Annotated in this window: 22 protein-coding genes and 1 pseudogene; 14 read left to right on the plus strand and 9 right to left on the minus strand. The window is 57.6% G+C overall.

Annotated elements, in window-relative coordinates; all coding sequences use genetic code 11:
- Positions 1-80: 80 nt before the first annotated feature.
- Positions 81-740: a hypothetical protein gene (locus KZ772_RS08570; protein WP_290539377.1), complete on the minus strand. Its 660-nt coding sequence runs from the start codon at positions 738-740 to the stop codon at positions 81-83.
- A 263-nt stretch (positions 741-1003) separates the two neighbouring features.
- On the opposite strand from KZ772_RS08570, the gene yidD reads away from it, so the two are divergent.
- The 6 genes from yidD to KZ772_RS08600 all read left to right on the plus strand — a co-directional run bounded on the left by yidD (position 1004) and on the right by KZ772_RS08600 (position 5217).
- On the plus strand, positions 1004-1249 hold the full coding sequence (gene yidD / locus KZ772_RS08575; protein WP_290539378.1) for a membrane protein insertion efficiency factor YidD: 246 nt from the start codon (positions 1004-1006) through the stop codon (positions 1247-1249).
- Positions 1246-1539, plus strand: coding sequence for a hypothetical protein (locus KZ772_RS08580; RefSeq protein WP_290539379.1), 294 nt, complete (start codon positions 1246-1248; stop codon positions 1537-1539). The genes yidD and KZ772_RS08580 overlap by 4 nt, the downstream gene beginning before the upstream one ends.
- Positions 1540-1665: 126 nt before the next feature.
- Complete coding sequence (locus KZ772_RS08585) at positions 1666-2967, plus strand: hypothetical protein (RefSeq protein WP_290539380.1); 1302 nt, start codon at positions 1666-1668, stop codon at positions 2965-2967.
- A 10-nt stretch (positions 2968-2977) separates the two neighbouring features.
- Complete coding sequence (locus tag KZ772_RS08590; RefSeq protein ID WP_290539381.1) at positions 2978-3913, plus strand: zinc ABC transporter substrate-binding protein; 936 nt, start codon at positions 2978-2980, stop codon at positions 3911-3913.
- Complete coding sequence (locus KZ772_RS08595) at positions 3910-4644, plus strand: metal ABC transporter permease (RefSeq protein ID WP_290539382.1); 735 nt, start codon at positions 3910-3912, stop codon at positions 4642-4644. Before KZ772_RS08590 ends, KZ772_RS08595 begins: the two co-directional genes overlap by 4 nt.
- A 51-nt stretch (positions 4645-4695) precedes the next feature.
- A complete protein-coding gene (locus KZ772_RS08600) occupies positions 4696-5217 on the plus strand; it encodes an outer membrane beta-barrel protein (RefSeq protein ID WP_290539383.1) in 522 nt (173 codons plus the stop codon).
- A gap of 114 nt (positions 5218-5331) precedes the next feature.
- Here KZ772_RS08600 and KZ772_RS08605 read toward each other — a convergent pair whose 3' ends face one another.
- On the minus strand, positions 5332-6258 hold the full coding sequence (locus KZ772_RS08605) for an alkyl sulfatase dimerization domain-containing protein (protein ID WP_290539384.1): 927 nt from the start codon (positions 6256-6258) through the stop codon (positions 5332-5334).
- Positions 6259-6429: 171 nt separating this feature from the next.
- Here KZ772_RS08605 and KZ772_RS08610 point away from each other — a divergent pair.
- Positions 6430-7591 (plus strand): annotated as a pseudogene (locus KZ772_RS08610) (IS3 family transposase).
- A gap of 3 nt (positions 7592-7594) precedes the next feature.
- Here the strand turns inward: KZ772_RS08610 and KZ772_RS08615 are convergent.
- Positions 7595-8635, minus strand: a complete 1041-nt coding sequence (locus KZ772_RS08615) for an MBL fold metallo-hydrolase (protein ID WP_290539385.1) — start codon at positions 8633-8635, stop codon at positions 7595-7597.
- Between the two features lie 481 nt (positions 8636-9116).
- Here KZ772_RS08615 and KZ772_RS08620 point away from each other — a divergent pair, with 481 nt between their 5' ends.
- Positions 9117-9998, plus strand: a complete 882-nt coding sequence (locus KZ772_RS08620; protein WP_290539386.1) for a universal stress protein — start codon at positions 9117-9119, stop codon at positions 9996-9998.
- 1306 nt (positions 9999-11304) lie between these two features.
- On the opposite strand, the gene folE2 is transcribed toward KZ772_RS08620, so the two are convergent.
- Together folE2 and KZ772_RS08630 are read right to left on the minus strand one after the other, a co-directional pair.
- Entirely contained in the window at positions 11305-12264 is a 960-nt protein-coding gene (gene folE2, locus KZ772_RS08625) for a GTP cyclohydrolase FolE2 (RefSeq protein ID WP_290539387.1), read from the minus strand.
- A 174-nt stretch (positions 12265-12438) separates the two neighbouring features.
- Complete coding sequence (locus KZ772_RS08630) at positions 12439-13323, minus strand: hypothetical protein (protein ID WP_290539388.1); 885 nt, start codon at positions 13321-13323, stop codon at positions 12439-12441.
- A gap of 453 nt (positions 13324-13776) precedes the next feature.
- On the opposite strand from KZ772_RS08630, the gene KZ772_RS08635 reads away from it, so the two are divergent.
- The 4 genes from KZ772_RS08635 (at position 13777) to KZ772_RS08650 (ending at position 16691) form a co-directional block, all read left to right on the plus strand.
- Positions 13777-14319: a MarR family transcriptional regulator gene (locus KZ772_RS08635; protein ID WP_062815807.1), complete on the plus strand. Its 543-nt coding sequence runs from the start codon at positions 13777-13779 to the stop codon at positions 14317-14319.
- 4 nt (positions 14320-14323) lie between these two features.
- Positions 14324-14866 (plus strand): diaminobutyrate acetyltransferase, encoded by a 543-nt coding sequence (gene ectA, locus KZ772_RS08640; RefSeq protein WP_290539389.1) that lies wholly within the window; start codon positions 14324-14326, stop codon positions 14864-14866.
- A gap of 52 nt (positions 14867-14918) precedes the next feature.
- On the plus strand, positions 14919-16223 hold the full coding sequence (ectB, locus tag KZ772_RS08645; protein WP_290539390.1) for a diaminobutyrate--2-oxoglutarate transaminase: 1305 nt from the start codon (positions 14919-14921) through the stop codon (positions 16221-16223).
- A gap of 72 nt (positions 16224-16295) precedes the next feature.
- A complete protein-coding gene (locus KZ772_RS08650; RefSeq protein ID WP_290510500.1) occupies positions 16296-16691 on the plus strand; it encodes an ectoine synthase in 396 nt (131 codons plus the stop codon).
- Positions 16692-16863: 172 nt separating this feature from the next.
- Here the strand turns inward: KZ772_RS08650 and KZ772_RS08655 are convergent, their stop codons facing one another.
- A complete protein-coding gene (locus tag KZ772_RS08655) occupies positions 16864-18057 on the minus strand; it encodes a DcaP family trimeric outer membrane transporter (RefSeq protein ID WP_290539391.1) in 1194 nt (397 codons plus the stop codon).
- Positions 18058-18255: 198 nt separating this feature from the next.
- On the opposite strand from KZ772_RS08655, the gene acs reads away from it, so the two are divergent.
- Positions 18256-20205 (plus strand): acetate--CoA ligase, encoded by a 1950-nt coding sequence (acs, locus tag KZ772_RS08660; RefSeq protein ID WP_290539392.1) that lies wholly within the window; start codon positions 18256-18258, stop codon positions 20203-20205.
- A 184-nt stretch (positions 20206-20389) separates the two neighbouring features.
- Entirely contained in the window at positions 20390-21046 is a 657-nt protein-coding gene (locus KZ772_RS08665; RefSeq protein ID WP_290539393.1) for a response regulator transcription factor, read from the plus strand.
- A gap of 139 nt (positions 21047-21185) precedes the next feature.
- Here KZ772_RS08665 and KZ772_RS08670 read toward each other — a convergent pair whose 3' ends face one another.
- From KZ772_RS08670 to KZ772_RS08680, 3 genes are read right to left on the minus strand one after another with little or no spacing between them, the layout of a single operon-like run.
- Positions 21186-24653, minus strand: a complete 3468-nt coding sequence (locus tag KZ772_RS08670; RefSeq protein ID WP_290539394.1) for a hybrid sensor histidine kinase/response regulator — start codon at positions 24651-24653, stop codon at positions 21186-21188.
- Positions 24654-24686: 33 nt separating this feature from the next.
- Positions 24687-24902: a hypothetical protein gene (locus KZ772_RS08675; RefSeq protein WP_290539395.1), complete on the minus strand. Its 216-nt coding sequence runs from the start codon at positions 24900-24902 to the stop codon at positions 24687-24689.
- A gap of 50 nt (positions 24903-24952) precedes the next feature.
- Positions 24953-25564, minus strand: coding sequence for a 3'-5' exonuclease (locus KZ772_RS08680; RefSeq protein WP_290539396.1), 612 nt, complete (start codon positions 25562-25564; stop codon positions 24953-24955).
- Between the last annotated feature and the right edge of the window lie 6 nt (positions 25565-25570).

Below are 25570 nucleotides of genomic sequence, written 5' to 3' on the forward strand. Positions count from 1 at the left end.
GTTTTGGCGCGGCCTCTTGCGTTCAACAACCGACAATCCTTCATCGCGCCTAGCAGCTAGAAGCTAGTAGCTCGCAGCTATCACAACGCCAGTTCATCCATCCCCGGCAGTTCCGGCAAATCCTCCCGCGTGGCCTTGGCAAATCGCGGCTTCTCCAGCTGCTCCTTTAGCCCTTCCAGAGTCACCCGGGGTGCCTTGGTGGAGACCAGGTTGGCCAGCCACACAGGTACATTGCCGCCCGGGTCCACGAAGGTTTCGAATTTCACCCGCACCCAGCCATCCGTCAGCGGCGTGATCACGAACTGGTTATCCAGGGCCGGGATGCGCACAAAGCCCTGCTGCTTGTCCTTGAAGCCCTCGGCATTTTCGCTGTGCAGGTGAATCTCGCCATCGGCCTGCTGGGTCAGTGTATTTGCCAGCACCACATCCCGGTCCGCCACCGGCCAGATACCGTTGAAGCGCATGTGGATCCGCTCTTTTTCTTCCATGGTGAGCCGCTCCGCGCCCTGGCTCTGGAAGATCCATTCAGGAAAGGTATCCACGGCGGTGAGCACCGCCAGCACCGAGGTGGCGCTGGCCTGTAGCTCCACCACGCCCTTGAAGGCCTTCACCGGGCTGTCTGATACCTCGCGCACATAGGTAGTGACCTCACCCCGCTGCGAACCTTCGTGGTTCAGTTCCCAGTCAGCAGCCCAGGTGGGTGCCGCCAACATCAACATCGCCAGAACAATGGCTTTCACAACAACACTCCTCACAATCATCTCCGTGCCGCAGTATGCGCCTTGCCATTCATCAGACAAGCGCACAGCAGCAAATTGGCACAACCGGCCAACGCGTCCCGCAGGAGCCCATGCTTGCATGGCGAACCACCCCCACCGGTTCGCCATGCAAGCATAGCTCCTGCAAGGGCAGAATCAGCCCGCTCCCGTATCAGGCTGGCATCCGCCACCAAATTGGCCGTATCATGGCCCGTTGAGTTGACATCACACAGGTCTCGAATACCGTGAAATCGCTTCTGCTCGGCATGCTCTGGTTGTACCAGAAGCTACTGAGTCCCTGGATCGGCAACCAATGCCGCTTCTACCCCACCTGCTCGGAATACGCCCGACAGGCGGTGGAAGTCCATGGCAGCCTGCGCGGCAGCGCGCTGGCGGCGAAGCGCCTGTGCAAGTGTCACCCCTGGCACCCCGGCGGTTTTGACTATGTGCCGGGCACCGAGCCCAATGACAGCGCAGAGGCATCGAAATGATCCATGCTCGCCTGTCGTTCACCCTGGTTCTGTCGCTGCTGTGTGCTCAGCTGTTCCTTGCCTGGCACGCCCCCAGCCACATCGACCCGGCCAGCAGCCCCCATGAACTGGCCCTAAAGGCGGCAGACTGCGACCTGTGTGGCCACAGCGGCTTTATCGCCTTGCCCAGCACCGGTGTCCCGGCCATGCCGGCCAGCGCCCCGGTAATCGGCCAGGCACACGCACAACCCTTCCTGCCCCCCTGTTTCGCCCTGCCGGCACAAGCCCGGGCTCCCCCGCACTTCGCCTGAATTCCTATCAACTGATATGCCAATGAACGGTCGTGGTGAGCGCCCAGTCCTCTTTCCCTGTTAAGAGGCTCGTGCGCCTGTTTCCCATGCCCGTTGCCGATAGAGACAACACATTCAGGATCTGAAATGAAAAAGTTCTCCCTTGCCAGCGCGCTGCTGGCCGCCTCTTCTTCCGTGCTTGCTGCCGACGACAATACCAGCAACCCCCTGGCCGCCTTCAACCCGGCTTTCTCCGTCATCTTCGACGGCATGTACTACAGCGACAACGTGAAGGGCGAAGGAACGGCCCTGCTGGAAGATGCCGACAGTGCCTTCCACAGCCATGGCGGCCATGAGGGCCATGGCCACGGCGACCTCAAGCGTGGTTTCAACCTCAACGAAACCGAGCTGACCATGAGCGGCAGTGTGGACAGCTATTTTGACGCCTGGCTGTCCGCCGCTATCAGCAGCGACGGCGATTTCGAGCTTGAAGAGGCCTGGATTCGCAGCCAATCCCTGCCTGCCGGTCTGCAAGTAAAGGCTGGTCGCTTCCTCAGCGCCATCGGTTACCACAACGAAAAGCACCCCCATAGCTGGAACTTCGCCGACCAGAACCTGGCTTACCTGAGCCTGTTTGGCGATCACGGCGTCAGCGGTGATGGCCTCCAACTCACCTGGCTGGCACCCACTGAAAGCTACCTGCAACTAGGCCTGGAAATCCTTCAGGGTGACAATCTGGAGCGAGCCGGCAGCGTGATTGATGCGGACCATGTCGCCGAAGATATCAGTGCCGAACTGGGCACAGAGGTAACTGCCGAGGACCTGAATCTGGCCGAACAGGACGGTCCGCAGCTGGGTATTTTCACCCTGCGTTACGCCCCTGACCTGGGTGCCCGTCGCGCCCTGCAGCTGGGCCTGTCTGCCGCGCGTCACCAGGACAGCCAGTCCTTCCATGAAGAAGGCGGCGGCGAACTGTTTGTCACCGAAGGCGACACCGATATCTACGGCGCCCAGGCGGTATACAAGCACTTCCCCACCGGCCAGTACGGCCAGGGCGGCTGGAGCCTCACCGGCGAGTATTTCTATGCGGACTCCGACCAGGAAGCGGTTTTCCACAGTGAAGCCGATGAGCTGGGCCTGCCAGTGACCAGCGAACAGGGCGCTGCCTATGTGGAAGCCACCTACGGCTTCGCCCCGCGCTGGCAGTTCGGTCTGCGCACCGCTGCCAGCGGCATCGGTGGAGAATTCAGCGAAGGCGATGAAACCGAGGAAGTGCGCCTGTCACGCCAGCACAGCGCCGCTCTCACCTGGTACGCTACCGAGTTCTCCAAGCTGCGCTTGCAATTCAATCGCAACGACGTGCACGGCCATGATGGCAGCAAGGAGTACAACCAGGTATTCCTGCAGTACAACCTGAGCCTGGGCGCCCACGGCGCGCACTCATTCTGAGGAGGCCAACATGATCCTGCAGACCACCGTTGCGCAGGCCCGCCGTCTGTTGATCGCCGTGCTTTGCGCGGCGTCATTCAGTGCCCACGCGGACCTTCGCATCCTCGCCTGCGAACCGGAATGGGGCCAACTGGCCACGGAGATTGGCGGTGACCTGGTCACCGTCAAGAGTGCCAGTGCGCCGGGGCAGGATGCCCACCATATCCAGGCCCGCCCCAGCCTGCTCGCCCAGGTGCGCCGTGCCGACTTGGTGCTGTGTACCGGCGCCGGACTGGAAACCGGCTGGCTACCGGTGCTGCTCAACCGCGGCAGCAACCCGGACGTGCGCCAGGCCCCCGGCCTGTTCATGGCCGCCGAACAGGTAGAACGGCTGGAGATCCCGGCCACCCTGGACCGCGCAGACGGGGATGTGCACGCCATGGGCAACCCCCATGTGCACCTGGACCCGAACCGGGTGATCACCATCTCACAACAGTTGGCCGAACGCTTTGCCACACTGGATCCGGACAATGGCGCCCGCTACCGTGAACAGCAACAAGCCTGGCAAGCGGCATTCGAGCCCAACGTGGCCGCCTGGAAAAAGCAGGCCGCCCCCCTGGAGGGCCTGAAAGTCATTTCCTACCACCGCACCTGGGCCTATCTGCTGGACTGGCTGGGGATGACTCGTGTGGATGAGCTGGAGCCCAAACCCGGTCTGCCGCCTACCCCGAGCCACCTGGCCGACCTGGTGGGCAAGGCCGAGAAGGAACAAGTCCGCCTGATCCTCTACCAGCCCATTAACGGAGACAAGGCACCCAACTGGCTGGCCAGTCGTACCGCCGCCTGTGCTGTCGAACTGCCTTTCTCCCCGGGCGAGGAAGACACCGACACCCTGACCAGCCTGTACGACACCCTGATTCAGCGCCTGACAAGCGCACTTCAGGCTTGCGAGAGAGGCAAGGCATGATTGATATCCTGCTGCCGGCGTTCATCGCCGGCATGCTGGTACTGGCCAGCCACATCCCGTTAGGACGGCAGGTACTGGAGCGGGGCATCATCTTTATCGACCTGGCGGTGGCACAAGCCGCCGCCACCGGTCTGCTGGCCGTGCGCCATTTCGCCCATGTGGAAAGCAACTGGCTGCTGCAACTGGTGGCCATCGCCACTGCGCTGGGCTTTGCCCTGCTGCTGCATCAGCTGGAAAAGCTTGGCCACCGGGTACAGGAAGCCCTGATCGGCGCCACCTTCGTGGTGCTGGCCAGTGCCAGCGTATTGATGCTCGCCAGCGACCCCCACGGCGGCGAACATCTCAGCGCCAGTCTGGCCGGACAGATCCTCTGGGTAGACAACCCGCAGCTGCTGGCCCTGGCCGCCAGCGCCATCGCCGCCCTTGCGGCCATGGCCCTGTTCCGCCATCCGTTGCTCGCCTTCTACCTGCCCTTTGCCATAGCCATTACCGCCTCTGTGCAGGCCGTGGGCGTGTATCTGGTGTTTGCATCACTGATCTTCCCGGCCTTGGCGGCCTGGCAAGGGCAACGCCCATTGCTGATTGCCGGTGCCGTGGGCATCGCCGGCTACCTCAGCGGCCTGGCCGCCAGCCTGTGGCTGGACTGGCCCAGCGGCCCTGCCATCGTTACCACCCTCGCCGTAGCCGCCATTCTCGCCACCGTGACCCGAGTCATCGCAGCCAGGGAGTGAATTGGATACAATCCTTGGCATATGTCACTCTGTGAAAGGACTACCCTGATAATGCTGAAAAAAACACTCATCGCCACCCTTATCAGCCTGCCCCTGCTGGCCAATGCCAGCGGCTACGCCGGGCTGGATATCGTCAGCAGCAAAATCGAGCCAGACAACACCAGCGCCTCCGCCAAACCGGAAGCCCTGCAATTCAAATTCGGCACCTGGATCAACCGCGACGAAACCCTGGGCGGCGAACTGCGCCTGGGCCTGGGCATCGGCGATGACGAACTGAGCAATAACGTGGACGTGGAAATCGACCGCATGTACGGCGCTTACTTCCGCGGCCAGTTCCCCAACACCCTGCCAGTACGCCCCTACGGCCTGATCGGCCTGTCCTACATCGAAACCACCGCCAACTTCCCCGGTGGCGGCTCTGACGGCGAAAACTACAAGGACCTGTCCCTGGGCCTGGGCGCCGACATCACCATCACCAACCAGATCTTCCTCAGCGTGGAATATCTGCGCGCGGTAGATCGCAGCGGTGATGAAGTATCGAACCTTGGCTTCGGGATCAACGGCAGGTTTTAAACAAAAACGCCTCTGCCAGCACCCTATCTACAGGTGCATAACGAAAAACGCCTACCTTTTACGGTAGGCGTTTTATCAAGAACGGCCAGAGTGATGGCCGGCAAAGCCAGTTCTTTACAATGGAGCCTTAGCCTGAGACGTTCCTTTCTTCGGGGAGGCACCCGGTACCATCTCGAAGTCAGGCGTAAAGCCCACCATCGCCTCACGCAAGACGTCAAAGGCTTTGTGGTCACCTTCAAACGTGGCCTTACCCTCTTTGATAAGACTGTCAAAGGTCGCAGCTGCTCCCATGACCTTTTCCAAATCCTTGCGATCAACCGTGATGGTCAGGTCTGCCTTCTCTGCCTGTTCACCTTTGATATTGGTAAGCACCGAGTTACTTAGCTCAACAATAAATTTTTCCTTGTTATCCGGGGTTACCAGGTTAATCACAAACTCCTGACCGCCCACCTTGGAGCTGTCCATACTGATGCCCAGAAAATCCAGCCACAGCTCAGTCGACATGCCCCGAATCGTATCAGCAGATGCGGAAGAAACCGCTTCCCCCGGGGGAAGACCATTGCGCAATTCATAGGCAGCTGCCAGGAAACTATTGCGCACGCTGGGGCTCTCTTTCTGGTACCCAATCTGCTCGTAAACATCGGCCAACAGATCCTTCGCCTTCTGATTCTCAGGTTCGGCATAAACCAGCTTGTTGAGAATCTCTACTGCCGCGAAGTACTCACCTTTGTTATAGAGCTCCTTTCCCTTTGGTATGATCTTGCCGGCCCCACCCATCATTTCGACATACAAAGGCGCAGAATCCGCCGGTGACAAGGGCATCAAGGTAGCCGGGTTAGCATCCCAGTAGCCGAGATAACGGTTTATCACTGCGCGGCTATTATGCTCTTCCGAGCCGTGATAGCTGTGTGCAGCCCAATTCTGTTTGAGCGATTCCGGCAACGAGTAGACATTGTGGATCTCGTTAATCGTGACACCCTGATTAGCGAGGTGTAGCACTTCATTATTCAGGTGGGCATACACGTCACGCTGGGTTCGCATAATCTCCTGAATTCGCTCGTTTCCAAAACGGGGCCAGGAGTGAGATGCGAACATCACGTCTGCCTCCTGACCATAACGATGCAAGGCAATGTTGATATGTTTGGTGTAGTGGTCTAATGAATCCGGACACCAACGTAGGTGGTAAAGTTACCACCTTAATCGAGGTGTCAGATGACCAGAAAACGACGTTCCTTTACTCCTGAGTTCAAGCAGGAAGCCGCCAGCTTGGTGTTGGATCAAGGCTACACTGTTCCCCAAGCCAGCACATCGCTTGGTGTAGTTGAGAGCGCGCTGCGGCGCTGGGTCAAGCAGCTTGAGGCTGAACGCCAAGGTGTTACCCCCAAAGGCAAGGCTCTTACCCCGGAACAGCGCCGGATACAGGAGCTTGAGGCTCGGTGTGAGCGCCTGGAACGGGAGAAGAACATTCTAAAAAAGGCTACTGCTCTCTTGATGTCGGACGACTGGAATCGTACGCGCTGATTGACCAATTAAGTGAGCAAGAGCCTGTGGAATTGGTCTGTTCAGCGTTTAATGTGCATCGTTCCTGTTACTACGAACACCGTAAGCGGTGCCGTCGTATTGATGCGGAGAGGGTAGCCTTGAAAGCCAAAGTGAACTGCTTATTCAATCAGAGTCGCAGCTCGGCGGGAAGCCGTACGATACAAGGGCTCCTCAATGAGCAGGGGGAGGAAATTGGCCGTTTCAAGGTACGCAGTCTTATGCGTGAACTCGGGCTGGTCTGCAAGCAGCCCGGGCCTCATGCTTACAAGCAGGCGACAGTAGAGCGGCCCGATATACCGAACCATCTGGATCGAGAGTTTACGGTGGCAGCCCCGAATCAGGTGTGGTGTGAGATATCACCTATATCTGGACGGGGAAAGGCTGGAGTTACCTGGCTGTCGTGCTGGATCTCTACGCCCGGCGAGTTGTGGGCTGGGCCATCTCCAGCCACCCGGATGCAGATCTGGTGGTGAAGGCCCTGGATCATGCCTGGGAGCAACGAGGTCAGCCTGAGAAAGTCATGTTCCACTCGGATCAGGGCAGCCAATATGCCAGTCGCATGTTCCGGCAGCGGTTGTGGCGCTATCGGATGCAGCAAAGCATGAGCCGGCGGGGCAACTGCTGGGATAATGCGCCAATGGAAAGGCTGTTCCGTAGCCTGAAGTCAGAATGGGTGCCGACAATGGGCTACCGCAACTTGCCTGAAGCAAAGAAAGATATCGGTGACTATCTGATGGGTTACTACAATCACCACAGGCCACACAGCTACAACGGCGGAATCGCCCCTGCGGTGGCAGAAGAAAAACCTAAATCACTGTCCGGGATTAGTTGACCACTACATGGACCAGATCAATGGGTCACGAACCAGTGCCCCACGCAGAGTATAGATGTTGTGCACCGTCCCGGTGATGTTTTCCGCTGCCCAGAAGGCCTTCATATCCGGAAACCAGGTATTCATTTCCGAAGGCGCCTCTGTGCCCGGGGTATTCTGGAATTCCATCCGCACCCCATCAATTGTCATCGTCTCGAAATCGTCGACAACGGTATGATTTGGCTCAATTACGCCTGGTGTAGCCGCTGAGGCAGCCTTTCCGATAGCCTGATCGACATGACCGTACGGGTTACGGGGCAGCAAAAGACCGTACTGAAACATCGCCCGCCGTGTCATCGCATTACCAGCGTTAACATTTTCGGCAATCGCGTGCTCCATAAAACCCGCCGGTGCAATCACCTTTACTTTTCCGCTTTTTACATCAGCCTCATCAACCACACCACGTACACCACCGTAGTGATCCACATGGGAATGTGAATAAACCACAGCGACAACCGGTCTTTTCCCAAGCTTCTCATTGATGAAATCAAGCGCTGCTTTAGCCGTTTCCTTACCCGTCAGGGGATCGAATACAATCCAGCCTGTGTCACCTTTTATAAAACTGATATTCGCGAGATCGTAGCCGCGCACCTGATAGATTTTTCCTGGTAGCACCTCAAAGAGGCCATAGGCCATATTCAGGATCGCCTGACGCTGTAACGATGGGTGTATGCTGTCATAGTCCTTCCCGTCGAGCAGCCACTCCCAACTACCAATATCCCAGACGACACGGCCATCATCCGCCTTTATCTGCTTGTAATCAGGCGCTGCAATAAGCCCTCTCTTTGCTTCCTCGAAATCACGCGTATCATCAAAAGGTAACGATTCTCGCCGCTCCTTCTGTACTTCAACAGTGTATTTTGAAGGCGCTTTTCCTTTTGGGTCAAAATGCCTCGAAGGGTCCGCCTTGATAATTTCACCGCCCCCCGCCGCCAGCGCCTGTCCGACCAATCCAGTAACCAGCACAATCGCCGACACCGCGACACTAATCATCCTTGCTTTCATGTGTAACCCTCTCTGTCATTGGCATCTTGAAAACCCTAAAATCCCAAATAAAAATTAGGTGATACCATTCCATAACCCACCCAGCAATGGCGCTCATCACACTTTTCATTTCAGTAAAATATCAGCACAAAAATCGCATCTTTACTGACAATCACACCAATCCAGTTACGCCACAAGACAAAAGCAAACAATTTAATTGTTCATTATTGCGATAACCCGCCCCAAGCCGACACAATAGTTTATTTATATGAATACTAGATAACAGGCTCAACGACACCACGCCCCATACACGCTCTCTCGACTCAGCGAACAACCTCACTTTGACCAAGACAAGCATCCCAATTGGGAGCACGCATGCACGCACCCTTCTCACAAGCAACGCCAAAAACATGATCTGGAGCAAGATCTTCGCCATCGCAGACAGCTATTGTGATGCGATGATCCCCCTAAAAGGCACGGACCGAGGAGAAGGGAGAACAACATGGGCAGCATCACATCAGTGCGGGTAGCAACAGACTTTTCAGCAGCGGCCCAGCGGAGCATTGAACGGGCAGCCTTGCTGATCCGCCAACTTGGCATTGCCCATGGCAGTGTTTGCCACGCACTTGATCCTCACTTCATTCGCGCAGTGCGGGATCTTTTACCCGTATTGGCCGAAGTGGAACAGAAGCGTGGTTATGCCGCAGAATCCGGGCTTGAGAAAGCCAGAAGAGCGCTGGAAGACGCCAGCGGCATTCCTTTTGAGCAGATAGTGAAGGAAGGGGATGCTGCCAGTGTTCTGGTCGAGGGAAGCCATCCTGACGAACTGCTGATCATCAGCGCCAAAGGGGAAACCAGCCTGGCCGACGTAGTCATTGGCAGCACCACGGAGCGGGCACTGCGCCGCAGCAGCGGCCCAGTTCTGGTAGTCCAGAATCCCGCCACTCAGCCCTACCAGAAAGTGCTGATCCCCGTGGACTTTACCGAGGACAGCCAGCGAGCGTTAGTACTTGCCCGGGAGCTGGCACCGGATGCAATGCTGCACATCATGCATGTCATCCCGCCTCTGCCTCAGGAGCATGGCCTTCAGGGGGTAATCACTGGCGAGGATATGGCCAAGTACCTGGCGCAAACCGAGCAGCGAGCCATTAACGCCATGGGGAAACTGCTGACGCAATGCAACATCGAACCGGAAAGTGTCACCACCATCATTGAGGACGGTTACACCCCGATGGCCATTAATAAAAAAGCCGTTGGTCTTGGGGTTGACCTGATAGCAATGGGAAAACATGGCGAGACCGCTCTAAGCGATTGGCTACTGGGTAGTACAACCCACTATGTGGTCAACCATAATCACTGCGATCTGCTCGTGGCCAAGGCCTGAGCCCGGCAAGCAGAACCTGGCACAGCCGTGAATTACTACACATCAATCTCATCAAGGTACTCGATACCGGATATATGTCGATGACCGTTGTGCTCCGGTGCTGCCGTAATACTTGTCATGGAGAAATCAGGCTCACAGCCTTGCTGTGGGCAGGGTGATCATATATTTACTGTATTTTAGTATTTTGTGCATGGCAGCCACAAAAAAGCCCCCTTCCCGTTAAGGAAGAGGGCTTTTTGACTGCAACCCAAGCAAGTGAGCCAATGGAAGCAATGTCCAAGAAGCCAATGACAACCAAAAGAAAAATGCTTCTGCTCCACCAGTGTAACCACGGGAACAAAGAAAGCATGTCAATCCAAATGAAAACCACCCTACAAAAATAAGATTTATATATCGCCTTGATAGATGCATTTCTATTCTCACGTTAAAAGCCTTAAACAAGGCTACACCCATTATTCCACAACAAAAAATCAGTCTTATCCTATCGCATCACCCAAACACCAATTCCCGGATAATAAAATCCATGCATAATAATAAAATTCTACACCTTATTGGCATAGATTCTCATGAAACCATCTACTCATTCGCTCATTTGAACATCTGGATTAATCGGAAAATCGGCAAAAATCGGGGGCACGCATTTAATTTATACTCATCTTAGAGCAGCATTTCATACAAACCCTGCATTTTGCCCCGATATCCAGGCGCGCCCTGCTGCCCCAGCAAAGACCTTTATCCTCGCCAAAGATCCGAGGGCAACGGGTTGGAGGCGTTTCCGAGGCTTCATATGGCTAAGCCAGGCCTGCTGATCAATGCCAAGCCTCTCCAGTAAATCCGCTGCCTACCCGGAAATCATGCCTCGCTTATCTATCCGTACAGCCCACCCACGGTCCACTTTAAGCACAACATGGTAGTGATTCGACATCACCGCATAGGCACACAAATCGATGACAAACACCTCGACGAGCAAAGCCAGCCGCAGACAACGGCAGATGCAGTGGTAGTACGAGGGTTCGTCCAGAGAGACCAGAGAATAACGCGCTCGAGTCATGGAGGGCTCCTTGCTTTCCATAACTCAAAGGCTAGAACTAACCATCAGAGATCAGACCAGGAAAACGTAGGATATCTTCCAATTTATGCGCACCCTGTATTCCTAGAGTCGAAATATTGGAGGCTTTAATACGCTAACGCTGCCAGTCCTTCGCGATGCGATCATCGCTTCCCACTAGGGCCGGGAGGGCCTAGTAGCCACAAAAAAGCCCCCTTCCCGTTAAGGAAGGAGGCTTTTCAGAATTCCCTCAGTAGATCAGGGAATCGGCAGGTAGCCGCCGTCCACTTCCTTGGTGACGATGGCCACAGCGTTGTGAGCGTGCAGGCTTTCCAGGTGATTCACCCGGAGCCAGAAGTCCTTGTAACAGCCCTGCGGATTCAGAGCCTGCTTGAGGCGGCGGGCCGCATCTTCACAGAACATCAGGTTCTGACCGTTGAGCAGGGCAAATTCCTGCTCATCCACCCGCTTCACGGCGGTCTGCACCGGGGTTTTCAGGGCCCCTTCGATGGAATCTATCAGCGCGGTGATTGGAAAGGCATCCCCTTCGGTGTGATCCAGCAGGACGCGCACCTGGGCCACGGAACGCTGGCTGTGCGGGGTAGCCAGGATGCCCTCTTCGGTACCCAGCCATTCAAACACCGCCTCCGCATCCACTTTGCCTTCAGCAAAATCACGACGGAACTGTTCCTGGATCAGCTGGCGGGACAGGGCCGCTGAACACGGACAGGTGGAGGAATACGGCACTTCCACGTACATCTCGATACGCATGCCTTCTTCGCACAGGGTGCCCTTGATGCTCACCGGGTAGCTCTTCCAGCCGGAATAGCTGCTCTTCAGGGCCGGGCGGCGCATGGAGTACTCGAAGTCCAGCTGCACAAAGCCACGGGTGCTGAGACCTTCGTGAGTCTGCAGGAAGTTACGCAGCAGCTGTTCAATGGATGCAGCACTGACCGAATGATCGCCAAAGGTCTCTTCCAGCATCAGGAACAGACGGGACATGTGAATACCCTTGGCATCCGGGTTGGACAGGTTCACATAGGCCTGAATGGAGGTGCTTACCGGGCGCTCACCCGCCAGGGTGTCACTGACCCGGGCGGGCAGGTGGATTTCGCTCATGCCGACCCAATCCAGGGTGCTATGGATGTGATCCACCATGGAATTGGACGCGACGTCCGGCATCTGTTTGGTGCCACCGGCACCAGTTTCACGTGTCATGGGATTCTCCATAGGGGCGCACGAGAGGCCATCTTACGGCCCGTCGGGTGAACAAAACGGTAACCCGACCGTCATCGCCCTGACTGACAAGGGGGGCAAGTCTAGCAGAAAGTATCCCGCAAATTGACCATTTGCGGGCGTGGCTTTGGCTATGGGATTGACAGAATAGCCCTATCAGATGGGCTCGTCTGTGCTGCCGACCAGCTCCTGGAAGCGAGCCAGCTCGTGCAGCGGCCGGAACATCTCTTCACTGCGGGCATGGCGACGCAGGGTTTCCGAGGTCTGGATAGCGGTATCCAGGTCGGCCAGCGCATTGTCGATCTCGCCCAGCCCGGCCCAGGCGCAGGCGCGCTGGTACAAGGCATGGGAGTTTTCTTCATCCACTTCCAGCACCCGGTCGCACAGACTCAGGGCCCAGCGCTGCTCGCCCAGCTCCAGGGCCGCATCCGCCTTCCAGGCCAGGGCTTCCGGATCATCCGGGCGCAATTCCAGAATACGGTCATAGAGCTCGATCTTGGCCTGGGCACTGGGCTCCTTGGTGGCCTTCAGCCACAGGCTGTGGATCTCGTTAGTGCGCTCGATCTCTTCCTGGTTTTCGGCAATGGTGAGGGATTTCTTGCGCAGCTCCCGCTCCAGATCCGCCAGGCGTGCCTCATACTCGCTGGTGAGGCGGGCCATTTCCTTTTCCGCGTAGACCCGCACGTTGTCCTTCAGATCACGGATGGTGGACCACCCCACCAGCGCCAGGATGGAGGCGGCACCGGCGATCAGGTAGAAGAAATAGGTCACCGTATTGGTGGCGTAGCCCATGGCCTTGTCCGCCACTTCCAGCTCCCGGTCGGTGACCAGCAGGTTCATCTGGTTACGGTATTCCATCATGTCCTGGCGCAGGTTCCGCAGCTCGCCAAGGATCCAGTTTTCCCGGAACTGGGAAATAACCGGGCCTTTTTCGATTTCGCTTTCGGATTCCGGGCGCGGAGCCTGATCGGTTTCCGCCACCACCATGGGCGCCAGGCCCAGAAACAACACCCCCAGCAAAGCCAGGCGCGCAAGTCGCATTGTCTGCAAGACTCTATCCTCAATCTGTCGACTTACGGTCAAAAACAAGAATCTGAAGGCATCGCTTCAGATCGACGCTATGGTCGCATTAAGCCCCCGTATACGCCACCGCTGTAACCAGTTTCACTGGCAGTAATGATCAGTGGTGACTCAGCGGACGACAAGGCATCAGACCGGATTAAAGAAAGGATAAAGGGGCATATAACAAGGCACCGGGCAAATCCCGTGCAGCCCAGAAAGGACGTGGATTCCGACGATATGGCAGTCTGTTGGCGGGCAGTTACTTTGACTTCTAAATGTTTTATCTCTAAAATAGCTTATCACTTTTCGCAAGGAATTACTTGGCGTTGCCCTGAATGGTGTGGGGTTGAATCCTTACATCTCAAAGGTGATTGCAGACATATTATGTCTAACAACGGTCACATTACTTTGTTATCAAGAGAACTGACGGCAATGGCCAGACACGAAGACGTGCTGATCGCATTAAGACAGATTATTCGCGCCACCGACCTTTACTCACGGAAATTGAGCAAGGTCTCAGGCCTGACTTCGCCGCAACTGCTTATCATGCAGGCGATCTCTGCCCACGGTGAAATCACCATGGGCGACCTGGCCAATGAGGTCTCCCTCAGCCAGGCCACCATTACCACCATTCTGGATCGCCTGGAGAAGCGGGAACTGGTGGAGCGTAAGCGCGGCGAGCAGGACAAGCGCCGGGTATACGCTCACCTGACGCCGGCCGGCGACGATATTATCGACCAGGCCCCCACCCCGCTTCAGGACGAATTCATCGAGCGCTTTGACCGCCTCGAAGATTGGGAGCAATCTTTAATACTGAGCTCCCTGCAACGGGTGGCCGCCATGATGAATGCCGGGGATATCGATGCCTCTCCGGTACTGGATTTGGGCGCAATTGACCGCGCTCAGCCAGCGGTGGACATGAGCAGCCGCCGCGAACGCGAAGCCAACTCTTTCTCTAAAACGGACCAAAAGTGAAATCATGGTTGCAGACAGTGCAAAGAAAACGGACTCATCCACCGATAATCAGGATGACATCACTTTCCGCAAGCCGGAAAGCCAGGACGGCAGCCGGGTGCACAAGCTGATCAGTGAGTGCAAGCCGCTGGACGAGAATTCCGTCTACTGCAACTTGCTGCAGTGCACGCACTTTGCTGATACCTCCGTCGCCGCGGAAATGGATGGCGATCTGGTGGGCTTCATCTCCGGCTACATCCCGCCCAAGCAGCAGAACACCCTGTTTGTCTGGCAGGTGGCCGTGCATGAGAAAGCTCGCGGCAAGGGTCTGGCCAAGCGCATGCTGGCCGAACTGATCGAGCGCGAGGAAAGCAGCGACGTACAGTTCATCGAGACCACCATTACCCCGGACAACGAAGCGTCCTGGGGAATGTTCCGCAGCTTCGCCTACCAGCGCAGCATGCCCACGGAAGAATTCATACTGTTCGATTCGCGCATTCACTTTGCCGGCGAACACAACGACGAATATCTGCTGCGTATCGGGCCATTCAATAGAGACGAAGCCTGAACGACCTGACCAGAACGAAACAAGCACCGAATTCAAGCGAGGAACAGGAATCATGGATACCGACATTTTTGACAGTCACGAATCGGAAGTAATGAGCTATGCACGCAGCTTCCCGGTGGTGTTTGACCAGGCCAAGGGCAGCTACCTGTACGATGAGAACGGCAAGGAATACATCGACTTCCTGGCCGGTGCAGGCACCCTGAACTACGGCCATAACAACCCGGTACTGAAAGAGAAGCTGCTTGAGTACATTCAGCGCGACGGCATCGTTCACGGCCTGGATATGCACACCACCGCCAAGCGTGAATTCATGGATGCTTTCTATGAAGTGATCCTGAAGCCCCGCGATATGGACTACATCATGCAGTTCACCGGCCCCACCGGCACCAATGCGGTGGAAGCGGCGCTGAAGGTTGCCCGTAACATCAAGGGTCGCGAGAACATCATCAGCTTCACCAACGGCTTCCATGGCGTGAGCCTGGGCGCCCTGGCCACCACCGGTAACAGCCACCACCGTGGCGTTGCGGGTGTCACCATGGGCGGTGTAACACCGATGCCATATGATGGCTATCTGGGCGATGCCTTCGACACCACCGAGTACCTGGACAAGGTGCTGGGCGACTCCTCCAGCGGCGTGGACCACCCGGCAGCAGTGATTGTGGAAACCGTACAGGGCGAAGGTGGCATCAATGCAGCCAGTTTCGACTGGCTCCGCAACCTGGAAAAAGTCTGCCGCAAACACGACATGCTGTTGATCCTGGATGATATCCAGGCGGGTTGTGGCCGTACCGGCACCTTCTTCAGCTTCGATGATATCGGCATCACTCCGGACATCATCACCCTGTCCAAGTCTCTGAGTGGTTACGGCCTGCCGTTTGCCATGGTGCTGCTGAAGCCGGAACTGGATCAGTGGAAACCCGGTGAGCACAACGGGACTTTCCGTGGCCACAACCTGGCGTTCGTCACTGCTGCCGCTGCGCTGAATCACTACTGGCGCGACGACAAGTTTGCCAAGGAAGTACAGCGCAAGGCGGACATCATCACCGACCGTTTCCGCGAGATCGCCAACGCCTATGACGACCACTGGTTCTACCTGAACGGTCGCGGCATGATGCAGGGTCTGGTGGCACGCGATGGCGAACTGGCCGGTGAAATCACCAAGGCCTGCTTCAAGCGCCAGCTGGTGATTGAAACCTCCGGTGCCGATGACCAGGTGATCAAGACCCTGTGTCCTCTGACCATTGATGAAGAAGACTTGACTCGCGCGCTGGACATCATCAAGGAAAGCGTTGCCGAAGTCATGACTGACCGCATCAAGCGCGGTGAAGCGCACTCTGTTTCCAGCATTTCTGCCTAACAGGCTGCTTGCTCCCCCGAATCCGGGGGAGCCTTCCTTCTCTCCTCTCCCTTTTTGCTCAGGAGCCACACCATGATCGTTCGTACTCTGGCGGAAGCCGAGAAGTCAGACCGTTGCGTCAAAGCCGAAAACGGCAATTGGCAGTCTGTTCGCCTGTCCCTGAAAGACGACAAGATGGGTCATTCCTTCAACATCACTACCATCTTCAAGGGCACCAAGACCCATATCCACTACAAGAATCACTGGGAATCCGTGTACGTGATTTCCGGCAACGGCAAGATCGAAACCATCGCCGACGGCAAGGTCTACGACCTGCTGCCGGGCACCATCTACCTGCTCGACGAGCACGACGAGCACTGGCTTTACGGTGGTGACGAAGACATGGTGGTAGCCTGCGCCTTCACCCCGCCCCTGAGCGGCAAGGAAGTGCACGATGAGCACGGCGTGTACCCGGCGGATCTGGATTAAGAAAGCTTGCCACACGCAGGCAAGAAAAACGGGGCGCTATCAGCGCCCCGTTTTTTTTGTTTGCCCAGTAGGCTTTACCGTTGGAGCCTTGTTCACAAGGCGAACCTGCCATTTCCCGAGGATACTTCGCCATGCCTGCATGGCTGCAACGACTCAACCTGAAGCGCCGTTTTCAAAATGCGTACTTGGCCGTGAACTGCACGCGCTTCAGGTCGCCGTCATCACCCGCTTCGGTTTCCCGCTCGCCGTAGATCAATTCGCCACCCAATGACAGCGGCTTGGCCACCTGCCAGATCAGGTTGGCGTGAGCGCTCTGCACGGTTTCATTGGTGGTACCGGCCACGGTATCCGGGTTATCCGCTTCGCTCATGGATACCGCGAAGTTGGACCGCCAGCTATCATTCCAGTGGTGACGCAGGGCCAGCACCGCACTCCACTGATCGATAAGCTCGATATCCCCGTCGGCCTCGATCTGCCCGGAGCGGAACGCATTAAGGGTGTGATACCGGCCGATGGCATTGCCGTAATTGAGCTGGAAGCGCACATCATTCATCTCGCCCAGCATCATCTTGCCTGCCAGGGCCAGCCCGTAACCGTATTCGCTTTCGTCCCGGTCCTGGCCACCGATGTTGTCCTGATAGGCCAGTTCCCGACCCATGCCGGACAGGCTCACATTGCCCCAGTCACCGGTCAGGTTGTAGCGCAGCACCACATCGGGCACACCATTATCGTCGTAGGGGTTTTCCGAACCGCCGTAGAGAGTGGTGGACGGATTTTCCAGGGCCAGCATGATGGGGCCGCTGGTGTAGCGAATCTGCGGTTGCCGCTCGAACACGGTGCCGGCAGCACCGACAAAATCCAGGGTTTCCGGCAGCGCGCTGACATTAAAGAAGGTGGACCAGGTCTGACCGAACAGCCACTTGTCCCAGCTCAGATAAGCATGTCGAATTCGCACTGCATAGCTGTTACTGATACGTTCATCCCCCAGACCTGTGGTCTGGGAGTCGATTTCGATATGGCCTTTCACGTCGCCCATGGGGGTATGGGTCACGCTCTTCAACCATAAGCGGCTCTGCTTGGCATGCATGTGTAGCTTGCCGGAACCCTCTTCCCCCGCTACAGGAATGGTAGAAGGCACCATAAAATCTTCACCTATCGGCGCTGTCGCTTCTTCGCCATCACTGTATTTGCTGTAGATGGTATCGGCTTTGATAAAGCCTCCGAAGGTGATCTGACTATTGCCGCCACTATGCTCCAGCTTGTTTTCCAGCTCGGCGACCCGCTCCTCCAGCGTAGCAGCACCCGCCATACCCGCATGGGCAAGCAAAACGGCGGCACACAGGTACTTGGGTTTTATTGCTGTCATGGCCCTGTCCTCTTGTTTTCATCAACACGTAAGTGACTACACGAACAGCTTGCGCGGCCAATAATCGGCGAACTATTAGCCATAGGTCGAAACAGGCCAGCCCTTTCGTAAGACCAAGGTCTAATTCAGGGCACCGCCTTGCTTTCGCACACTGGCAACACCCCTATAACAACTGCATCACTTCAGTGAGGAAATCCCATGGAAACGGGTGTACGTGTGCCGGTGAAAGAGGCGCTGAAATCCCATTGCTGGATCGACGCCAATGACTACCAGTCTCTCTACCAGCAGAGTCTGCAGGACAGCGTCGGCTTCTGGCGCAGCCAGGCCCAGCGAATCGATTGGTTGCGAGAGCCGCTGCAAATTCGCGACACCAGCTTCCATCCGGATGACATGCATATTCGCTGGTTCCATGACGGTGAACTCAACGCCAGCAGCAACTGCATCGACCGCCACCTGGCTGCCAATGGTGATGCCGTCGCCCTGTACTGGGAAGCGGATGCACCCGGCGAACCGAGCCGGGAAATCACCTACCAGGCCCTGCATCTGCATGTCTGCCAGCTTGCCAATACCCTCAAGCGCCAGGGGGTCGGCAAGGGCGACCGGGTAATGATCTATATGCCGATGATCCCGGAAGCCGTTTTCGCCATGCTCGCCTGTGCCCGCATCGGCGCCATTCATTCCGTGGTGTTTGCCGGCTTTTCCCCGGATGCCCTGGCCGGTCGCATTGCCGACTGTGGCGCCAAAATGGTGATCACCGCCGACGCCGGACGGCGCGGCGGCAAACCCGTGCCGCTCAAGAGCAATGTGGATGAAGCTCTGCGCCAGGACGGCACCGGTGGCGTAGAAAAAGTGCTGGTGGTTCGCCATGTGGGCAACCAGATTCACTGGCAGCCCGGGCGCGATCTGGATTACGCAGAGGAACAGGCGCAAAGCGACAGCCACTGCCCGGCGGAAGCCATGAACGCGGAAGACCCGCTATTCATCCTTTACACCTCCGGCTCCACCGGTAAACCCAAGGGCGTGCTGCACACCACCGGCGGCTACCTGGTCTACGCTTCACTGACCCACCAGCTGGCCTTCGATTACCAGCCCGGCCAGGTGTACTGGTGCACCGCCGATGTGGGCTGGATCACCGGACATACCTATCTGGTCTATGGCCCGCTGGCCAATGGCGCCACCTGTGTCATGTTTGAAGGGGTACCGAACTATCCCAACGACCAGCGGGTGGGCGACATCATCGACCGTTACGAGGTGGAAATTCTCTATACCGCCCCCACCGCTATCCGCGCCCTGATGGCTGGTGGCGATCACTGCTGCCAGAGCAGCCGCCGTGACAAGTTACGGGTACTGGCCACCGCCGGGGAGCCGATCAACCCGGCGGCCTGGCAGTGGTTCCATGATGTGGTCGGTAACGGCCAGGCGGCGGTGGTGGATACCTGGTGGCAGACCGAAACCGGCGGCATCATGATCTGCCCGCTCCCCGCTGCCACCGAAGCCAAACCCGGTGCCGCCACCCTGCCCTTCTTCGGCATCCAGCCAGCACTGGTGGACAACGACGGCAACCTGCTGGACGGCCCCGCCGAAGGCAATCTGGTCATTGCCGACAGTTGGCCCGGGCAGGCTCGCACCCTGTGGGGCGACCACGAACGGTTTGTGCAGACCTACTTCAGCAGCTTCCCGGGCTACTACACCACCGGCGACGGCGCCCGCCGGGACGAAGACGGTTACTACTGGATCACCGGCCGAGTGGACGATGTGCTGAACGTGTCCGGCCACCGCATGGGTACGGCGGAAGTGGAAAGTGCCCTTGTCGCCCACCCCCGGGTGTGCGAGGCAGCAGTCGTGGGATACCCGCACGACATCAAGGGCCAGGGTATCTATGTCTATGTGACCCTCAATGACGGAGAAACTGCCAGCGAGGAACTGCTGCAGGAGCTGCGCCAATGGGTACGCCGGGAAATCGGCCCCATCGCTACTCCGGACCTGATCCACTTTACGGCCGGTCTGCCGAAGACCCGTTCCGGCAAGATCATGCGGCGCATCCTGAGAAAAGTGGCTGCCAACGAGCATGACAGCCTGGGCGATATTTCCACCCTGGCAGACCCGGCGGTGGTGGCAAGCCTGGTGGAGACCCGGGTTAACCGGTGACTTCATGTCAGCGCTGGGAGCCCTGAAGCTAGCCAGGATGCACTACCCGACGCTCAAGGACTCCATGCATCAGGAAACAAGTAATTTACGCTGAAGGGAGTCTGTTGTTTGCTGTTTTTCCCACGCTGCCCTCCGGGTACCCCAAGGGCAGCATCTTTTTTTCTTTCATGCTTAAATCGGGGTCATGACAACAATACTGATAGCCGATGACCATCCCCTTTTCCGCGCTGCCCTGAAACAGGCGGTGGAGGCCAGCTTTACTGATGCCACTATCCACGAAGCGGACTCCCTCGCCACCCTGGAAACCCTGGGCCAGCAGGCGATTCCCTTTGATGTGATTCTGCTCGATTTGCACATGCCGGGCACCCATGGTTTCTCCGGCCTGGTGTATCTGCGCGAACAGTACCGCAAGGTGCCTCTTGTGGTGATTTCCGCCACCGAAAGTGTCGACGTGATTCAGCGTGCCATTCATTTCGGTGCCGATGGCTTTATCCCCAAGTCCGCCTCCATCGACACCATGACCGACGCCATGCGCAAGATCATGGGTGGCGAACGCTGGCTCCCCGAACACGCTCGTCGCGCCATGCCCCCCACCCTGCCCGACCACTCGGCCATGAGCGAACGCATCGCCAGCCTCACCCCGCAGCAGTTCCGGGTCATGGGCATGTTGATGGAAGGTATGCAGAACAAGGTAATCGCCTACGAACTGGAGGTCTCGGAAGCCACCATCAAGGCCCACATGACTGCCATCTTCCGCAAACTGGGTGTCCGCAACCGCACCCAGGCAGTGCTGGCATTGAAGGATCTGGCGATTGAACCGCAGGGGGTGGAAAGCAGTTAACAGTGAATAGTGAACAGTTAACAGCTCGCGATTTAGGTTTATATATTTTCAACGCATGAGGCCGCGACCAAACCATGGTCGCGGCCTCATGCGTGTTAAAAGACACATGCGCTCGGCGCGCACTATTAACTGTTCACTGTTAACTATTCACTGCCTCCAGCGCCCTTCTGAGCATCCCCTCCGTCAACGGCTTCTGCAAAAAACCAATCCCCTGTTCTTCCGCGCGTTCGCGGACCTGCGGGTTGCGGTCGGCGGTCATCAGGATGGCTGGGACCACGTCGTCCCAGCAGCTGTCCAGACCTTCGATCACGGCGAAGCCGTCTTCATTATCCAGTTGATAATCCACCAGCAGCACATCCGGGACCGGGCTGTCGGCGGCTTTTTGCAAGGCCTCATCCAGACCACTGGCGGCAACCACATCGCAGTCGAGCATTTCCAGGGCCGCCACCAGGCTGGCGAGCAGTGCCGGATCATTGTCCACGCAGAACACCCGCATACCATGAATGCCCTTGCTGACTGTTTCCGCTTCTTGCAACAGCGGCGGTAACTCTCCCTTGGCCAACGGCACCGTAACGCTGAATACAGTACCTTTACCCGGCCAGGAACGAACCGTTAACCGGTGCCCCAGCAGGCGGCAGATACGGTCTGCGATGGCCAGCCCAAGCCCCAACCCCTTTACCGCTTTCCGGCTTTGTTGTGGCAAGCGCTGGAATTCCCGGAAGATCTGTTCGTGCTGATCATCGGGAATCCCCGGGCCGGTGTCCCACACATCGATACGAATGGCATTGTGCTGACGACGACACCCAAACAGGATGCGCCCGTGCTCAGTGTAGCGAATGGCATTGGACAGCAAGTTCTGCAGTACCCGTCGCAGCAGGGCTTCGTCGCTTTCCACCACCGCATTACAGATCACCGAGCGCAACCTGAGATCATTGGCAGCGGCCAGGGCGGAAAACTCCTGATTGAGCGGCTCCATCAAACTGCCCAGACGTAACGGATGCACATGGGTCGGCATGGTGCCGGTATCCAGCTTGCTGATTTCCATCAGCGCGGAAATGATCTGCTCGGCAGCCTGCAAGGAGGTATCAATATGTCCTAACACGCCCACTTCATGGTCAAAGCCACCGCCATCACGCTTGACCAACTGCTGGCGCAGTGACGAGGTAAACAGCTGGGCGGCATTGAGTGGCTGCATCAGATCATGGCCAGCGGCAGCCAGGAAACGGGTCTTGCCCTCATTGGCCCGGGCCAGTTTCTCATTCACCTCGGTGAGTTTGCGGGTACGCTCGGCAACCATGTTCTCCAGATTTTCGTTGATCTGGCGCAGGGCCTGTTCATCGCGCTTGCGCTCGGTAATGTCCATGTAGGTACTGACAAAACCACCGCCGATCATGGGCGTGCCGCGCACCTCCACAACAATGCCATTGGGCAGCTCACGTTCGAACTGGTGAGAATGGCCTTCGCGTAACAGCTGCACCCGCTTGCTCACATCCTCTTCCAGGTTCTCCCCCTCGTAGTAGCCGCGCTCCGCGTTGTAGCGGTAGACTTCCTCGATGGGGCGACCGAGTCGAATCAAACCATCCGGGTAATCGAACAACTTCACATAGGCCTGGTTCCAGGCCACCACCTGCATCTGCCGGTCGACCACGCAAATACCCTGGCTGATGGTTTCAATGGTGGTACGCAGCAACTGGTGATTGAACTGGATGAGCTCGGAGGCCTCATCCATCATCCGTACCACGTCGTCATGGCGACTGTTCTGCTTGCGCAGCAGGGTGCTCATCACGATCCGGGCGGTGGAGGCACCCATGGTGCCCGCCAGCAACCGCTCCACATAGCGCACAAGATGCAGGGGAGCCGGCAGTTCCAGTTCTTCGGACACACTGCGGCGACGCATGTAATCAAAAAACAGCGGCTCGGCACGGGGATGGCCCAGCCCGCGTTTGCACACTTCCAGCAGTTCGGCGGTGGTAATGGACGGGTGACCGATGCCTTCGCGCCACCAGTCCATGGGCATGTCCACAAACCGGGCCGCCTGGGCCTCGTCCAGGGCATCGTGGCTCGCACGCCGGGAAAAATAGATAAACGCCGCCAGGTTCACCGACAGGGACCAGAACACCCCATGGGTCAGCGGCTCCAGCCCCTCGATGCCGAACATGGCATGGGGTCGCAGCAGGCCTAGCCCCAGCAGCCCCCGTTCATTCAGCACCTGTACCCATTCCATGGGCAAAATCACCGGCACCAGCAGGCAGTAGAACCACAGCAGAAACCCGACTCCCAGCCCCGCAAAGGCGCCCTGCTTGTGGCCGGTGCGCCAGTACAGCGCCCCCACCAGCGCCGGGGCAAACTGGGCCACCGCCGCAAAGGACAACAGGCCGATACTGGCCAAGCCATCGAAGCGATCAATCAGGGTATGGAAGGCAAAGGCCAGGCCCAGCAATACCAGAATGCTGGCCCGGCGCAGGAACCGCAGTTGCCGGCTCAAGCCAGCCAGTTGATCCTTTTCATGAAGCCGGGACTGCAACCACAGGGGCAGCAACACCTCGTTGGTGAGCATGATGGCCAGCGAGATGGTGGACACAATCACCATCCCGGTTGCCGCCGCAATCCCCCCGATGAAGGACACCATCAGCATGGCAGAATTGTCCTGGGCCATGGGCAGCGACAGCATGTAGGTATCTGCCTGACCGATCAGGTAAGGCTGGGTGATGACGCCGGCCACCACGATGGGCAGCACAAAGATGGCAAACATCAGCAGATATAAAGGGAATAGCCAACGAGTGGTGCGCAGGTGTCGCAGGTCGTTGTTTTCCACTACCCCGGCATGGAACTGTCGGGGTAGGCAGAGAATCGCCACCATGGACAACAGCAAGGCGGTAACAAAGCTCTGGGAAAACAGGGTGGGCTCGAAAATCGGCAAGACGTCGCCTTGCAACTCCAGTTGCTGCCACATATCCATGGGGCCATCGAAAATAAAGTACAGGCAGTACAGCCCCAGCAACACAAAGGCCACTACCTTGATAAAGGACTCGAAGCTCACCGCCAGCATCAAACCGGACTGGTGTTCGGTGGTATCGATATGACGGGTTCCGAACAGCAGGGTAAAGACCGCCATCAGCACCGCCACTACCAGGGCGGTATCCATCCCGTATTGAGCGGAATCCTTGAGCACATAATCAAATGACAGGGTCACCGCTTTCAGCTGCAGGGCGATATAGGGCAGCACGCCGATAATCGCCACCAGGGTGACCAGCACCGCCAGGCGGCGGGACTTGCCGTAACGGGCGGCGAGAAAATCCGCGATGGAGGTAATGTGATGCTGCTGGGCCACCGTGACCATCTTGTAGATCAGGGCGCCACCGAGCAGCACGGTGAGAATGGGACCCAGGTAAATAGGCAGATAGTTCCAACCGTTCTGGGCGGCTTCACCCACCGCCCCGTAAAAGGTCCAGGAGGTGCAATAGACGCCCAGCCCCAGACTGTAGACCCAGGCATTCTGGAAGGTTTTACGTCCCTGGCGCGCCGCCCGGTCGCCCCACCAGGCGATCACGAACAGCACCAGCACATACCCCAGTGCCAGGCCACTCAGCTGCCACAATGAAAACACCGCCGCTCCCGGTTAACGGATACAGGTTTCAGCTTAAAGCAACGCCTGAACGAAGCGTAGCGCCACCGCTACCAGCAACAGGGCGACGCCTGCCCGCTGCCACTTGAATTCACTCACAGTGAGTGTCATTTCCCGCCGCCAGAACATCAGCAGGCCTCGGGTATCACGGGTCCGTTGCCAGTAACGCAGGTAGGCATACAGCACGACACAGAGACCGGCAATCAAGGCCATTTTTTCGGCGTAGAGCATGTTCCCTCCACAATTTTACGTTGGAGCCTTGCTTGCAAGGCTCCAACAGGTTAATTCATCACCGGCTTCTGAAGCTGCAAGTACATCAGTGCCGCGGTCACCGCATCGCCACGGGCGGTGTGCCGCTCCATAACCGGCACCTGCAGGGCGTCGGCCATGGCATCGAAGTGCAAGTCCGGCTCCAGTTCCGGTTTCCAGTGACGCATTTTTTTCTGATACAGGCTGGACAGCTCGATGGTGGCGTTGGGCAGATCGAAACCCAACAGAGGGCGCAGGTAACGGTTGACCATGGCCACGTCGAAATCCACGCACCAGCCCACCAGGGGGCGATTGCCGATAAAGTCCAGCAGCTGCTCCAGCGCCGCGACCACGGACTCGCCCTCTTCCAGATCCACCGGCCGCAAACGATGAATACGAATGGAGCTGCCTTCCAGGCTGTCCGGCGCTTGCAGTTTGATATCCAGTGCCTGGCTGGTCAGCACCCGCCCCTGCTTCACCGGCACCGCCGCGATGGAAACCAGCTCCGCGTGGCGACTGTCCAGGCCGGTAGTCTCACAGTCGATGGCGATCACCTCATCGCCCTGGTAGGGCATAAAAAGGTGGGCAAAGGGCCCCTGCCCGTGTCGGTACCTGTCGGTATAACGTCGCCAGTGTCGCAGCATTCTTTT

The organism is Alcanivorax sp., assembly GCF_019431375.1.
GTDB lineage: Bacteria > Pseudomonadota > Gammaproteobacteria > Pseudomonadales > Alcanivoracaceae > Alcanivorax > Alcanivorax jadensis_A.

What these genes read in the sequence shown, in the direction of transcription:
- KZ772_RS08580 (WP_290539379.1), top strand. Translation starts at nt 1,246, where the DNA reads ATGATCCATGCTCGCCTGTCGTTCACCCTGGTTCTGTCGCTGCTGTGT.
- KZ772_RS08585 (WP_290539380.1), top strand. Translation starts at nt 1,666, where the DNA reads ATGAAAAAGTTCTCCCTTGCCAGCGCGCTGCTGGCCGCCTCTTCTTCC.
- KZ772_RS08590 (WP_290539381.1), top strand. Translation starts at nt 2,978, where the DNA reads ATGATCCTGCAGACCACCGTTGCGCAGGCCCGCCGTCTGTTGATCGCC.
- KZ772_RS08595 (WP_290539382.1), top strand. Translation starts at nt 3,910, where the DNA reads ATGATTGATATCCTGCTGCCGGCGTTCATCGCCGGCATGCTGGTACTG.
- KZ772_RS08600 (WP_290539383.1), top strand. Translation starts at nt 4,696, where the DNA reads ATGCTGAAAAAAACACTCATCGCCACCCTTATCAGCCTGCCCCTGCTG.
- KZ772_RS08605 (WP_290539384.1), bottom strand. Translation starts at nt 6,258, where the DNA reads ATGCGAACCCAGCGTGACGTGTATGCCCACCTGAATAATGAAGTGCTA.
- KZ772_RS08615 (WP_290539385.1), bottom strand. Translation starts at nt 8,635, where the DNA reads ATGAAAGCAAGGATGATTAGTGTCGCGGTGTCGGCGATTGTGCTGGTT.
- KZ772_RS08620 (WP_290539386.1), top strand. Translation starts at nt 9,117, where the DNA reads ATGGGCAGCATCACATCAGTGCGGGTAGCAACAGACTTTTCAGCAGCG.
- folE2 (WP_290539387.1), bottom strand. Translation starts at nt 12,264, where the DNA reads ATGACACGTGAAACTGGTGCCGGTGGCACCAAACAGATGCCGGACGTC.
- KZ772_RS08630 (WP_290539388.1), bottom strand. Translation starts at nt 13,323, where the DNA reads ATGCGACTTGCGCGCCTGGCTTTGCTGGGGGTGTTGTTTCTGGGCCTG.
- KZ772_RS08635 (WP_062815807.1), top strand. Translation starts at nt 13,777, where the DNA reads ATGGCCAGACACGAAGACGTGCTGATCGCATTAAGACAGATTATTCGC.
- ectA (WP_290539389.1), top strand. Translation starts at nt 14,324, where the DNA reads ATGGTTGCAGACAGTGCAAAGAAAACGGACTCATCCACCGATAATCAG.
- ectB (WP_290539390.1), top strand. Translation starts at nt 14,919, where the DNA reads ATGGATACCGACATTTTTGACAGTCACGAATCGGAAGTAATGAGCTAT.
- KZ772_RS08650 (WP_290510500.1), top strand. Translation starts at nt 16,296, where the DNA reads ATGATCGTTCGTACTCTGGCGGAAGCCGAGAAGTCAGACCGTTGCGTC.
- KZ772_RS08655 (WP_290539391.1), bottom strand. Translation starts at nt 18,057, where the DNA reads ATGACAGCAATAAAACCCAAGTACCTGTGTGCCGCCGTTTTGCTTGCC.
- acs (WP_290539392.1), top strand. Translation starts at nt 18,256, where the DNA reads ATGGAAACGGGTGTACGTGTGCCGGTGAAAGAGGCGCTGAAATCCCAT.
- KZ772_RS08665 (WP_290539393.1), top strand. Translation starts at nt 20,390, where the DNA reads ATGACAACAATACTGATAGCCGATGACCATCCCCTTTTCCGCGCTGCC.
- KZ772_RS08675 (WP_290539395.1), bottom strand. Translation starts at nt 24,902, where the DNA reads ATGCTCTACGCCGAAAAAATGGCCTTGATTGCCGGTCTCTGTGTCGTG.
- KZ772_RS08680 (WP_290539396.1), bottom strand. Translation starts at nt 25,564, where the DNA reads ATGCTGCGACACTGGCGACGTTATACCGACAGGTACCGACACGGGCAG.